Source organism: Vibrio limimangrovi (genome assembly GCF_054064025.1).
This window is the reverse complement of record NZ_JBSUGF010000011.1, coordinates 230,031-243,576: the sequence shown is the minus strand read 5'-3', so window position 1 is coordinate 243,576 and position 13,546 is coordinate 230,031. Positions and strand designations below refer to the sequence as shown.

Sequence of the window (13,546 nt, the reverse complement as noted above, 5' to 3'; positions counted from 1 at the left end):
CAGGCTCCACATCGTGGGGCCTTTTTTGTATGTGTACCCTATATACAAAAAGAAACTCAACGCTAATTGTGACAGATGTACAAATATTTGTTGTTCAAACCCCATTCACGATGATAATTTGAGCCATAGCCCACCGAGTAAACCACGCTTTTGGTTAGTCGTATTTTAACATGGAGTTTAAAAGCATGGCTCAAGCTTACGAATCGATTCCCAGTCAACTATTAGCGATAGATGAAAACCTAACCCAATTAGTTAGTGATATTGATATTCTTAGTAGCGTCAACCCGATCAACTACGCACAAGAAAGAGAACGATTCATTAGCAATAAATACTCTTTAGAGCCTAAATTTGAATACCAGAAATCACCTCTCGATACCCACCAGTCTAAGCGTCGCTTGTATGAACTGCCTTTAGAAGAGATCCACGATACGCAGCTACAAAAGCTGTATGCAGATGTGATTCAGTCTTATGCGGATAAACTCGATCAAGTCGATACCATTGGCACACAGGATTTCCTGTACAATTCTCTGCGCTATTACGGAGAACCAAGTACGAAAGATATTTCCAATGCACATTTTATTTTGCATTTACCGACAGAAGAAGAAAGCAAACCAGAGCATGACAGCCAGTCCATTGCTCGTTTCATGAATCATTTTGCCCAGAAAAATGGCTACGAATGCGACATACAGGTGCTGGATGGGATGCTGGCTAACGCGCTGGTATCTGGTATACGAGTGAAGATCAATAGCGCAGCACGCATCGCAACGGATGAATTGGAAGCGCTCGCTCATCATGAAATGGGCGTTCACCTACTCACCACCCTAAATGGCCGTCGCCAGCCTCTCAGCGTACTGAGCTTAGGTTGTCCTGCCAGTACCAATACTCAGGAAGGACTTGCGATTCTGTGTGAATACCTTTCCGGGCACTTCAGTATCAAACGATTACGCACGTTGGCGCTGCGGGTACTGGCTGTTGAATCGATGATTAAAGATCGGGATTTTCGCCAGACTTTCAGACTATTGAAGGAACAATACCATGCCTCTGATACGCTCGCTTTTACGATTACCGCACGCGTGTACCGCGGTGGTGGCCTGACAAAAGATTACTTGTATCTACGCGGATTCCGGGAAGTGCTTAACGCTTATGATCAACTGGGTGACGATTTCTATCTGTTGTTGTGCGGAAAAACCGAACTGAAATACTTTGATTTGATTCGTTCACTGGTTAATAAAGGGATTTTTTCAAGACCCGATTACATCAGCCCAGCCCTGTCTAAGCCACAACAAACCAATCCGATCCACCGTTATATCGTCAGTGCCTTAAAGTAAGACCGTTAAAACGAAAAAAGCTCCGACATGGAGCTTTTTTCACATTAATGATCAACAAACCTGACTACACAGAGAATGGGTAGCGAATTGCGTCATGGTACTCGTAACCTTCCACCCAGAAGTCATCCAGCGTGACCCAGGTTTCTAAATCTTGCAGAGATTTGATCTCTGGGTTGATATGGAAAGTTGGCGCCTTAAGTGGCTCACGTTTCAGTTGCACGTCGCGCATCAATTCAAGCTGGTCTTCGTAGATGTGAGCATTCACTATCTTGTGGTATGCCTGCCCCGGTTTCTTTCCAGTGATCTGGGCAATAATAGCCAGAAAAACATACACTTGAACCATGTTGAAGTTAAGACCCAATGGCACATCACATGAACGTTGAGTACTGTTGAGATACAGCGTGTCACCCAACAGTGAAAAGTGATGACTGTACATGCAAGGGCGCAGACAGCCCATGTGAAATTCACCCGGGTTGTAAAAGTTGAGGATCTCGCCACGGTCATCAACACCACGGGTTAAATCATCAACAATCTTGCGTAACTGGTCAATATGACCACCATCTGGCTTCGCCCATGCACGACCTTGAACACCGTATACACGGCCCATGTCGTCTTCGCCTTTACGGTAAGGATTACTCAGCCAGGCATCATTCTCGTTAGCGTTGGCATCCCAGGTTTTGGTGCCCAATTTACGGAAATCTTCCGCGTTGTCATAACCGCGAATATAGCCCAGCAGTTCCGCAACTGCGGCTTTCCAAAAGCTTTTGCGTGTGGTCACCAATGGGAATTGATTGTTCGCAACATCGTAGGTTAAATCCGCGTTGATCACCGTCAGGCAACGCTTGCCTGTACGCTCATTTTCAACCCAAACTCCTTGGTCAACGATGCGCTGACACAAATCTAAATACTGTTTCACACCAATACCCTACTTCTTTTTCACTTGCGCTTTATCTTGGTAAAGACCACGTTTGTACGCCCAAACCATCATGAGAATTCCCAACACGATCATCGGAGTAGACAGGATCTGTCCCATTGAAATAAAACCACTAAACAGACCAAGCTGAGCATCCGGCTCGCGCACGAACTCGACCAGGAAGCGGAATGTACCATATCCAGCTAAAAATAGCCCTGATACCGAGCCTAATGGACGTGGTTTTTTGATGAACCAGTTCAAGATAAAGAACAACACCACGCCTTCCAGCGCCATTTCGTATAACTGAGAAGGATGGCGAGGTAGCGGACCACCATTCGGGAAAACAATCGCCCAAGGCACATCAGTCACACGCCCCCAAAGTTCGCTGTTCATGAAGTTGCCCAGGCGTCCCATCCCTAATCCGAATGGTACGAGTGGTGCGATAAAGTCCGCTACGCCAAAGAAGGTACGACCATTTTTACGTGCGTACCAGAGCATGGCGGTAATCACGCCCAGTAAACCACCGTGGAATGACATACCACCGGTCCAGACTTTGAAGAGATATAAAGGATCGTCCAGGAACAACTCAAAATTGTAGAAAATCACATAACCAACCCGGCCACCGATCACTACGCCAAGGAAGCCTGCAAATAGTAAGTCTGAGACTTGTTCACGTGTCCAGCCACTGTTTGGCTTGTCTGCACGGCGATTTGCCAGCCATAAAGCAAACATAAAGCCGACTAGGTACATTATGCCGTACCAGCGTATAGAAACCGGGCCAATCGCGATTAAAACCGGATCAATATTGGGAAATTCAATGTATCCCTGAGACATAAATCATTCTCTTCTTATTACAAATGGATGGAGGTTACAGCAGCATTGTTGCAGCAATAAAAATCAGAAATACTGAGAAGACTTTTTTCAATACTGCTGTCGGGAGATTCGTCGCCAACTTAGCGCCAACTTTTGTGGTCAGCATCGACGTCATGACGATTGCTAATAAAGCAGGAAGATAAACATAACCAACACTGTACGCAGGCAAATTCTCGACTTTGTAACCATGTAAGATAAAACCGATCATGCCAGAAATGGCTATCACGCAACCGCATACTGATGAGGATCCGACGGCTTTTCGCATTTCGATGCCGTGTTTATTGAGGAAAGGGACCGACAGCGAACCACCGCCAATACCAGCCAGACTCGACACGACGCCAATTCCGGTTCCGTACATCATGGTAATCGGGCTGCTCGGCATAGGCTTGAATTCTGTCACTTTAATCGAGCGGAACATTTGTACTGCTAACAGCAGCACTATCACACCGAAAATTTTTGGCAAATATTGAGTGGGGATCCATTCAGCCAGGCTCGCACCAACAAAACCGCCAATCACAACACCCGGCATCAGCCACTTCACCACAAACATATCAACATTGCCCAGTTTGAGGTGATGCATTGCTGATGAGCCTGATGTAATGATGATACTCGCCAATGAAGTAGCAAGTGCCATGTGCATGATCATTTCAGGCGAGACACCTGCCAAGGGAAGAAGGTACGCTAACGCAGGAACAACGATTAACCCGCCGCCAATGCCAAGCAGACCTGCCATCACACCTACAAAAGCACCTACTGCCAGCAATAATAAAAATAGAGAGAGGGTCACAATTACCTACTTCTTACCTGCCCGAATAAAGCCAGCAAAACCTTGTTGGATAAAGAAATCATGCATCATCTGATGAATTTCCTGTCCATATGAAAGTGTCATAGCCTGTTTTGCTAATTTTTCGAGTTCTTCTTGTTGGCTATGGCGAATCAAATACTTCACTTTAGCCACATTAGACGTATTCATACTCAGAGTGCGATAACCTAAGCCCAGTAGCAACAGCGAGCCAAACGGATCTCCGGCGAGTTCACCACAAATGCAAACGGGTACCTGATACTTCTCACAAACATCATGAATTTGCTTTAAGGCCAGCATGACGGCTGGATGCATGGATTCATAGACATCTGAAACCCGCGAATTGTTCCGATCAACGGCTAATAAATACTGAGTTAAATCGTTTGTACCAACAGAAACAAAATCGACACGATGGGCAATCGTCGGCAGTAGATACACCATTGACGGTACTTCAATCATAACGCCGACTTTAGGCATTAGGATCCGATCATCAATCAGTACGGTTTCCGTGTATGCCTGATTAATTAAAGTAATCGCGTCATCCAGTTCTTTTACTCCAGATACCATTGGCAGCAGAATATCCAGATTGCCACTCTCGGCACTCGCCCGTAGCATTGCCCGTAATTGGATAAGAAAGATATCTGGATGATCCAGCGTAAAACGGATCCCACGCCACCCCAAAAATGGATTGTCTTCTTCTATCGGCAAATACGGCAATGGCTTATCACCACCGATATCCAACGTACGCATAACAACACGTTGATTCTGATAGCTGTTCAATATCGCTCGGTACTGATGATACTGCTCATCTTCCGATGGAAAGTGATGCTGAAGTAAAAATGCAATTTCCGTGCGATATAAACCAACGCCATCAACACCGGTATTGATCGCGATATTGCTGTCGGCACTCAATCCAGCGTTTAACATCACTGCCACTTGATGATTATCCAGAGTGATCGCTGGTAAGGCGAGATCCTTGTTCACCATCGCGGTCAACTCAGATTCTTCGCTGACTAAGCTACGGTATTCACGTAACAGTTGGCGATTTGGCTCGAGGAAAATCTCACCAGTGTATCCATCCACAATGCCCAGTTTGCCATTGACCACGTCGGTATTGATGTTTGCCCCCATGACAGCAGGGACGCCCAGAGCACGTGATAAAATGGCTGCATGAGAGTTAACACCGCCTTCCAGAGAGACAACCGCCAACAGGTATTCTTTAGGGACTGACGCTAATAACGTAGCAGTAAGCTCATTTGCCACCAGAATAATAGAGCGATCGATAGCCGAGTTTTCTTGCTCACTATTGTGCAAAAAGTAAAGTAGACGCTGGCCTAACTCTCTGATGTCCTGCGCACGTTCACGCATGTAAACATCTGACATGCGCGCAAATCGATTCGAGTACGACTCAACAACCTGACGCAATGCCCAATCAGCCCTGTCCCCTTTCTCGATTTGCTTTTTCAGATCACCACGCAGCATCGGATCATTCAGCAAGTGAGTGAAAAGATCGAAGATAGCCAAAGCGTCTTTGTTGATTTCACTATCAAGCTTTTTACGCATCCGGCGAAAATCATTCAGTGCGCGCTCAATTGCCACCAGCAAGAGTTCATATTCCCGCTCTCTGTCCAATGTTGAAGCAGGAAAAACATCGGACAAACTCGGCTGAGTGTTGTCAAACCAAAACTCGCCGATCGCCACACCGGTAGAAGCTGGTAAGCCTTTTAGGACAGTAGGTTTGGAGGCTAATTGCCAGTGACCAAGACTTTGCGCATGCGCAATGATAACCGCTAACTGAGCCGACAATGTGACAAGGAATGACTCTTCCATCTCACTGAACAAGCGCGGCGTTTTCTGTTGTATGACGAGGACACCCAAAACTTGTTTGCGGTGAATAATCGGTGTAGCAAGAAACGAGTGGAAAATTTGTTCACCGAGTTGAGGGAAGAATTTAAACTCTGGATGTTTGGAAGCTTCAGCAAGGTTGAGCGGCTCAGCACTGCGTTTTACGAGGCCAACCAAACCTTCATTGAAGTTGATATGTATACTATCACCTTCAAAAATAAGGCCTTGAGTCGCCATAAGCTCAAGGCGTTGCATTTCTTCATTGGCGAGGTAAATCGTACAGCACTCTGTGCGAAGGGCAATACAAGTCTCCTTAACCAATATATCGAGTGCCAGATGAACATCTTCAACTCTGGAGACCTTTTCAACTATTTCCCTTAGCTGGCTGAGCATGACTATCCTCTACGTTGCTTTTTTCTTTTCCCTTTCGTTTTTCTTTCTCGAAAAGGCATGGCTAAAGAAGCAAACTCTTTCATTGCACGACGATAAACGTCTCGCTTAAAAGATACCACTTGCCTGACGGGGTACCAATAGCTTACCCAACGCCAACCATCAAATTCAGGGGATTTCCCACGTTGCATATTGATGCATGACTCATCGCATTCCAATCGCAACAGAAACCATTTCTGTTTTTGGCCGATACAAACAGGCTTAGAGTCCCAACGCACCAATCGCTTTGGTAGTTTATACCTTAACCAGTGACGACTTGTTGCAATGATTTTAACGTCTTTTTTCGTTAAACCGACTTCTTCATATAACTCCCTGAACATCGCCTGCTCAGGGGTTTCACCTTCGTCAATTCCACCTTGTGGAAATTGCCATGAGTGTTGCCCGTATCGTTTAGCCCAGAAGACCTGACCATGGTTATTACATATTACAATACCAACATTCAGTCGGTAACCATCGCCATCTATCACTGGCTAACCTCTATGAATAATTTTTTATTACCGTGATTTTTCCACATATCCCCATTACTAGCAAACTTACTGATGTGATATGAGCAAGATTTATTACTTTTCCATCAACATTGGATATCTTTTAGCCTATCAATACTTTATCAACACAAGATTGAGACATTGCCCACATTTATTCACCTTTTCTGTGAATAACTTTGTGAAGAATTCGCTAACAGTAGATATTTTTGTTCAAAACCTTTTCCTACCTTCTTTTTACAAAAGAGAATGAAAAAATATAATTAATTGATAAATATTAGTTTTATTAAAAAATCGATGAAAAAAAGATCTTGCACGCACTGATGATCTTTTCATCAAACTTAGATCGGTTAAAGATCCACCAACCCGCAATTTATCCACACCACACCAGTAGGACTTCATGACATTGCGATAAAATCAAGCCTTAATTCAATACAAAACACCTGTCTATTCATCCAGTCGTGCTTTAGATCCACCTCCACGCCCCTTAGCTTGTGGATAAGTTATGGATTGATCATTATTAATCCACCCAGATGAAATCTTGAACAGTAGATTTTGTTGTAATTTGTTAGACTACGTTTTTTAAATCGATACGTAGTCATTATGAAACCAGAACCACAGACAGAAACGGAACTGATGGAGCGTGCTCACGATATTGCTGGCCTTAGTTTCGCAGAACTTGCAGAAGAAGCAGGCATGATCGTTCCTGACAATTTAAAACGTGATAAAGGCTGGGTCGGTCAACTACTTGAATGGCATTTGGGCGCACCAGCAGGCAGTAAGCCCCAACAAGACTTTTCTAAACTGGGAATTGAATTAAAAAGCATCCCAGTGGGCTACTCTGGCCGACCATTAGAAACCACTTTCGTCTGCGTAGCACCGTTAACTGGAGTGCAAGGGCTAACGTGGGAAACAAGCCACGTACGCAATAAATTATCCCGTGTTCTTTGGGTACCTGTTGAAGGAGAAAGAGAGATCCCGCTTGCGGAACGTCGCGTTGGTAGCCCACTTATCTGGTCACCAGATGAAGCTGAGGAGCGTGTCTTACGTAACGACTGGGAGGAATTAATGGAAATGATCGTACTTGGCCAGTTTGATCAAATTTCCGCCAGACACGGAGAAGCACTCCATCTGCGACCAAAAGCAGCCAACGCCAAAGCACAAACTGAAGCGTACAGCTCAAACGGAAAACCAATAAAAACGTTACCCAGAGGTTTCTACCTGAGAACACAGTTTACTGAGCAAATTCTGTTAAAACATTACATCAACACGCTATCAGAATGACACGGGACCACACCACTTTAATATGAGATGAGTGATAACTCGATATCACAATATGCGGCTACACCACTATCGTTACCGCACTCGTCGTACGCATTGCGCAGCCTCAAATAGGCTTTTTCGAAGCCCAATCGGAGCAGTTCCTCTTTCACCAATTCTAATGATCCGTAATGGATAGGATCCTCGCCGTCTTTTATTGGCTCAAGTTGGTGTTTGTATTCCACTGCTAACAAATAGTCAGAGACATCAGAACAACCTATAACAAAGACTTTAGGCATTTGATAGCTGTTTTTATGTTGACCATGTAACCACATGTCCAATTGATGTTTCTGCATGATCCACCTCCTTAACAACTCGTTTTAAGTGTAGTTAGGGTATGAATGGCTTTCGAGTTCTACAGGTAGTTAAACGCAAATCATTTGCGAGAGAGCCCAAAAATCCCCTATATTGGGATGACCTACTAAAGTTGGCAATTCTGCAAGGAAGTGAAATGCAATACACCAAACTACCGCACTCCTCTCTCGAGATCAGTAAAATCTGTCTTGGAACGATGACTTTCGGTGAACAAAACACAGAAAAGGAAGCGTTTGAACAGCTTGATTTTGCCCTTGATCATGGCGTGAACTTCATCGATACCGCTGAGATGTACCCAGTTCCACCAAATGCAGAGACGCAAGGTCGTACTGAGCAATACATTGGAAACTGGCTGGCAAAATCAGGCAAACGTGAAAAAGTGGTTCTGGCCACCAAAGTAGCCGGGCCACGAACCTTGCCATATATTCGTGAAAACATGAGCTTGAACCGCCGTAACATTCACGATGCGATTGATTCCAGTCTTACAAGACTTCAAACAGACTACGTGGATCTATACCAACTCCATTGGCCACAACGCCAAACCAACTGCTTTGGTCAGCTCAATTACCCATACCCAGACAAACAAGAAGAAGTCACATTAATCGAGACACTGGAAGCGCTGACCGAACTCGTAAACGCAGGTAAAGTTCGATATATCGGCGTATCCAATGAAACTCCGTGGGGCGTGATGTCACTGCTCCGTTTGGCAGAAAAGCACGACTTACCACGCATTGTCTCTATTCAGAACCCTTATAACCTGCTTAACCGTAGCTTCGAAGTAGGTCTATCTGAAATCAGCCACTACGAAGGTGTGCAGTTACTGGCGTATTCCCCTCTCGCGTTTGGCTGTTTGAGTGGGAAATATCTCAATGGCGCAAGACCTGAAGGCGCACGCTGCTCGAGGTGGGAGCGTTTTGCTCGTTACTTTACTCCCCAGGGTGTCAAAGCCACCGAGGCCTATGTCAATTTGGCGCGAGAACACGGCTTAGATCCCGCACAAATGGCACTCGCGTTTGTCAATCAGCGTCCATTTGTAGCATCTAACATCATTGGCGCAACCAATCTCGACCAGCTAAAAGCGAATATCGACAGCATTGATCTTCAACTCAGTGATGAACTTCTGGCCGAGATTCAAGCGGTCGGTACCACTTACTCCAACCCTTGCCCATAAAAGCAATCGGGCTGACCTTCAAGGCCAGCCCGTTTGAACTATTTAAAACGAATCAGTTTTATTACTTAATTTACAGCGTGTTGAGCACAGTAGGATTTACCAGTGGCCAAATAGACAAGCCCAACACGCTATAAATTACGTCGGTATTCGCGCACTTAAAACACGACGAAGATGACGAACTCGACGTTCTACTTTTACAGTATCAGGAACGCTTACTCGTGTTGAACGACCTTCCGCGTCCAGACCAATATCCTTCAATAAGTGCGCATTAGTCCAAGGAATATCATGGGCAGAGCGGCGTACTTTTCGTTGCCATTCTCTTTCTTCACGTTTTAGATCTGCTTTTAAAAGTAAAGCTGCAAGTTTCAAGTAAATAGAGTGACGCATCATAATTTTCTCCAATTATCGATAGTATTCGACTAGGAAAAATAGTGCATAGAGAAACAGGCAGTCTGTATTACTAAGCCGCTATTTTTCCGCAGCCTAGTAAAAAATAAGATAGGTTACGGGTTAATTTTATCTTGAGAGCCAGTGGTATTTTTATCCGCCGCATGAATGAGTGTCGGTGTAATAGAAATACGGTCAGCGCAAGTCGTGGTGTCAACAACGTAGTGTTTCATCTTGCGCCTCCTAGCTTAAAAATTAATCCGTTATGAAGTGATATAACTCATTGAGTTATGGTTAAATTGTAAGCAACAGTGTTCGTTTATCAACCATTTTTTAACCTAACGATTAAAAACAAACCATTGAACTGGTAACTAGTTGCATATTCTTTAAATCGTAAAATATTCATCTAAAAAACTAACAAACTGCAAAGCTTTATAACTCAACTGAATGAATAATAAAAAAGAGCGACTATTGCACGCTCCTTTTTCACTTTTGTCTGTATATCAGATGGTTTGTTCTGTGATCAGGTTGTGTTTATTGAGTAATCGGTACATTGTCGCTCGTGAAACGCCCAACTCTTTCGCTGCATTCGATACCTGGCCAGAGTGAGATTCCAGCACCACCAATAGCGCATCTCGTTCGCTCTTCTCACGAATCGACTTCAAACTGCGCCTGGTATCATTTCTATGCGGTAAATCCAAATGCTGCACTTCAATCACGACACTGTCTGACATCAATACCGCACGCTTGATCTGATTCATCAGTTCACGAACGTTACCTGGCCAGAAATAACGAGTCAGTGCTTTCAATGCATCTTCGGAGAAACTCTTCGCTTGTGAGTTATATTCTTTCGAGAACTCTTGCAAGTAGTAACGGGCTAATAGCGCAATATCACTGGCACGCTCTTTCAAACTAGGCACACCGATACGCAACACATTAATGTAGTGGTAAAGCTCTTCGTTGAAATCACCATTGATCAGCGCTTTTTCAACGTCAGACGAATTCGCAGCAAGGATACGGACATTGACACTTTTCACCCCATCTTGGGTTTCAACCGTGCCCTCCTGCAAAAATCTTAGCAAGTTCAATTGCTGCGCTTTGGAAATAGTGAGAATGTCGTTAAGCAGAACCGTGCCACCATCAGCCTGTTCCAATAAGCTTGGGCCCGTATCGCCATTCGCTGCCACACCAAACACTTCCGTCTGGAATCGCTGCTCATTTAGAGCTCGGCAATTAATTGACATAAACGGTTTATGAGAGCGAGAGGATACTTTATGAATAGCACGCGCGACCGCCTCTTTACCTGTACCACTTTCGCCAGAGATTAGGATACTCACATCCGTTGGACCAATTCGCTTAACCTGATCACGCAGACGTTTCATTGGGATAGATTCACCTATCAAGCCCATATCCAGACAGTTACCGAAACTCGGCCAGACCTTCTTTTCTAGCTTTAACATGCCCAGTTGGTGGCCTATAGTACTTAATAGTTGCGCATCCGGAATCGGCGCGGTGAAAAAGTCGATACAGAAGTTCACAATAAACTGGCAGATGGTATCCACACCAAGCTGAGATTCACGGATGAATGCGAGCCATCGTACATGTTTATGAGAACTCACCAAGTTAGCCAAACCGTTCAAACTAAACTCATCGTGACTAAGGTCGACAATACCAATACAAGGCCCAATATCTTCCAGCAACGCATTGGCTTTACGCAAATCACCGACCTGATGACACTTCCAGCCAACTTGTTCCAGTACAGATAACCAAGGCTCATACGTACCACCTACGACGACAAGCGATCCCGGGATGGAATCCATCTTAAACTGCCCAGCCATTCTTCAACCCTTATTAATTATTGTTGATGTAACTTTCTAGCCACAGACGCAACTTTGCGAACGGGTAACATTATCGAGACTACAACTCTTCAAGTCTGTCTCAATATTAAGACTATGCAATAGATCGCGCTTTGGCGAATACTTATTTGCATATCCGATTGGGTGTTTAAGCTAACCATCTGAATTAATTTAAATAAGAGGCAAAAAAAACCACCCGAAGGTGGTTTTTCATCTCAAATAAATATTCGATTACGCTTGTGGACGCATTGCCGGGAACAGAATCACGTCACGAATTGTGTGCGTATTGGTAAACAGCATGGCAAGACGGTCGATACCAATCCCTTGACCCGCTGTTGGCGGAAGGCCGTGCTCTAGCGCAGTGATGTAGTCAGCGTCGTAGTACATCGCTTCATCATCACCCGCGTCTTTCGCATTCACTTGTGCTTTGAAGCGTTCGTCCTGGTCTTCTGCATCGTTTAGCTCAGAGAAACCATTTGCAACTTCACGACCACCGATAAAGAACTCGAAGCGATCAGTGAAGAATGGGTTGTCATCGCTACGACGTGCAAGTGGAGAGATATCCGCCGGATAGCCAGTGATGAAAGTCGGTTGAATTAGCAGAGGCTCAGCCGTTTCGCCAAAGATTTCTTCTAGCAACTGGCCACACGTCCAGAATGACTCTACTTCAACGTGAACTGATTTCGCGATTGATACCATAAGCTCACGATTTTGCAGATCTTCTTCAGTCAGCGCCTGAATTTTCTCGTGATCCGGGTTGTATTGCTTGATAGCTTCAAACATGCTCATACGAGCGTAAGTACCACCAAACTCAACCATCTCTTCACCGTAAGGCATTGATGTTGAGCCCAGAACTTCCATTGCCACTGTGCTTAGCATTTCTTCCGTTAGATCCATCAGATCTTTGTAGTCAGCGTAAGCTTGGTAGAATTCCATCATAGTGAATTCTGGGTTGTGACGAGGAGACAAACCTTCGTTACGGAAGTTACGGTTGATCTCGAATACGCGGTCAAAACCACCAACAACCAGACGTTTCAGGTAAAGCTCTGGTGCAACACGCAGGTACATATCGATATCAAGTGCATTGTGATGAGTCACGAATGGACGCGCTGTCGCACCGCCAGGGATCACGTGCATCATTGGCGTTTCTACTTCCAGATAGCCTTTTGAGCTCATGAAGTTACGAATCGCAGATACCAGTTTAGAGCGAACGATGAACGCCTTACGTGAATCTTCGTTAACGATTAGATCAACGTAACGCTGACGGTAACGCATTTCCTGGTCAGTCAGACCGTGGAACTTTTCAGGTAGAGGACGCAGTGCTTTCGTTAGCAGCTCGTACTCTTCCATGTTTACGTATAGGTCGCCTTTACCAGACTTGTGCAGAGCACCTTTCACACCGATGATGTCACCGATATCCAGACCTTGGTATTTTTCTTTTAGCGCTTTCTGTACATCTTTTGCAGCGTAAGCCTGAATACGGCCAGAAGTCTCTTGAATTACTAGGAAAGGCCCACGTTTCGCCATAATACGGCCAGCAATTGCAACAACATGGTTAAGCTCTTCTAGCTCTTCCTTCGTCTTCTCACCGAACTCTTTTTGAAGGTCGCCCGCTAATGCGTCACGACGGAAGTCGTTTGGGTGGCCGTTTGCTTTGCAGCTCTTACGGATCTCATCCAGTTTCGCGCGGCGTTCAGCAATCAGCTTATTCTCTTCTGGTGTAGAGGCTTCTTGTGCGTTGTCGTTTTGAACAGCATCAGTCATTTTTCGATGTATCCCGTTTCGATTTGAATGTCGGTGAAAA

General features: G+C 44.9%; 12 protein-coding genes. 3 read left to right on the top strand and 9 right to left on the bottom strand.

Annotated features, from left to right (window positions below; genetic code table 11):
- The first annotated feature begins 170 nt into the window (after positions 1-170).
- Entirely contained in the window at positions 171-1,328 is a 1,158-nt protein-coding gene (locus ACWYU8_RS16440) for a flavohemoglobin expression-modulating QEGLA motif protein (RefSeq protein ID WP_457520819.1), read from the top strand.
- Positions 1,329-1,392: 64 nt separating this feature from the next.
- Here ACWYU8_RS16440 and ACWYU8_RS16435 read toward each other — a convergent pair whose 3' ends face one another.
- From ACWYU8_RS16435 to rppH, 5 genes are read right to left on the bottom strand one after another with little or no spacing between them, the layout of a single operon-like run.
- The gene (locus ACWYU8_RS16435; protein WP_457520818.1) at positions 1,393-2,244 is read right to left on the bottom strand and encodes a thymidylate synthase; all 852 of its coding nucleotides are present in this window, start codon (positions 2,242-2,244) and stop codon (positions 1,393-1,395) included.
- A 9-nt stretch (positions 2,245-2,253) separates the two neighbouring features.
- Positions 2,254-3,075 carry a prolipoprotein diacylglyceryl transferase gene (gene lgt, locus ACWYU8_RS16430; protein ID WP_457520817.1) on the bottom strand — a complete coding sequence of 274 codons (822 nt, stop codon included), beginning with the start codon at positions 3,073-3,075 and terminating at the stop codon, positions 2,254-2,256.
- Between the two features lie 34 nt (positions 3,076-3,109).
- Positions 3,110-3,901: a sulfite exporter TauE/SafE family protein gene (locus ACWYU8_RS16425; protein WP_457520816.1), complete on the bottom strand. Its 792-nt coding sequence runs from the start codon at positions 3,899-3,901 to the stop codon at positions 3,110-3,112.
- Positions 3,902-3,907: 6 nt separating this feature from the next.
- Complete coding sequence (gene ptsP, locus ACWYU8_RS16420) at positions 3,908-6,154, bottom strand: phosphoenolpyruvate--protein phosphotransferase (protein WP_457520815.1); 2,247 nt, start codon at positions 6,152-6,154, stop codon at positions 3,908-3,910.
- 2 nt (positions 6,155-6,156) lie between these two features.
- On the bottom strand, positions 6,157-6,678 hold the full coding sequence (gene rppH, locus ACWYU8_RS16415; protein ID WP_098416479.1) for an RNA pyrophosphohydrolase: 522 nt from the start codon (positions 6,676-6,678) through the stop codon (positions 6,157-6,159).
- Between the two features lie 618 nt (positions 6,679-7,296).
- Between rppH and mutH the strand changes: the two genes are divergently transcribed.
- Positions 7,297-7,977, top strand: coding sequence for a DNA mismatch repair endonuclease MutH (gene mutH / locus ACWYU8_RS16410; protein ID WP_457520814.1), 681 nt, complete (start codon positions 7,297-7,299; stop codon positions 7,975-7,977).
- A 17-nt stretch (positions 7,978-7,994) separates the two neighbouring features.
- Here the strand turns inward: mutH and ACWYU8_RS16405 are convergent, their stop codons facing one another.
- On the bottom strand, positions 7,995-8,309 hold the full coding sequence (locus ACWYU8_RS16405) for a DUF6482 family protein (RefSeq protein WP_457520813.1): 315 nt from the start codon (positions 8,307-8,309) through the stop codon (positions 7,995-7,997).
- A gap of 155 nt (positions 8,310-8,464) precedes the next feature.
- Between ACWYU8_RS16405 and ACWYU8_RS16400 the strand changes: the two genes are divergently transcribed.
- Entirely contained in the window at positions 8,465-9,499 is a 1,035-nt protein-coding gene (locus ACWYU8_RS16400; protein WP_457520812.1) for an NADP(H)-dependent aldo-keto reductase, read from the top strand.
- A gap of 135 nt (positions 9,500-9,634) precedes the next feature.
- Here the strand turns inward: ACWYU8_RS16400 and ACWYU8_RS16395 are convergent, their stop codons facing one another.
- The 3 genes from ACWYU8_RS16395 to lysS form a co-directional block, all read right to left on the bottom strand.
- Positions 9,635-9,886 carry a DUF1127 domain-containing protein gene (locus ACWYU8_RS16395; RefSeq protein ID WP_457520860.1) on the bottom strand — a complete coding sequence of 84 codons (252 nt, stop codon included), beginning with the start codon at positions 9,884-9,886 and terminating at the stop codon, positions 9,635-9,637.
- Between the two features lie 503 nt (positions 9,887-10,389).
- Positions 10,390-11,724, bottom strand: coding sequence for a cyclic-di-GMP-binding transcriptional regulator VpsR (vpsR, locus tag ACWYU8_RS16390; RefSeq protein ID WP_457520811.1), 1,335 nt, complete (start codon positions 11,722-11,724; stop codon positions 10,390-10,392).
- Positions 11,725-11,973: 249 nt separating this feature from the next.
- Entirely contained in the window at positions 11,974-13,506 is a 1,533-nt protein-coding gene (gene lysS / locus ACWYU8_RS16385) for a lysine--tRNA ligase (RefSeq protein WP_457520810.1), read from the bottom strand.
- Positions 13,507-13,546 lie beyond the last annotated feature (40 nt).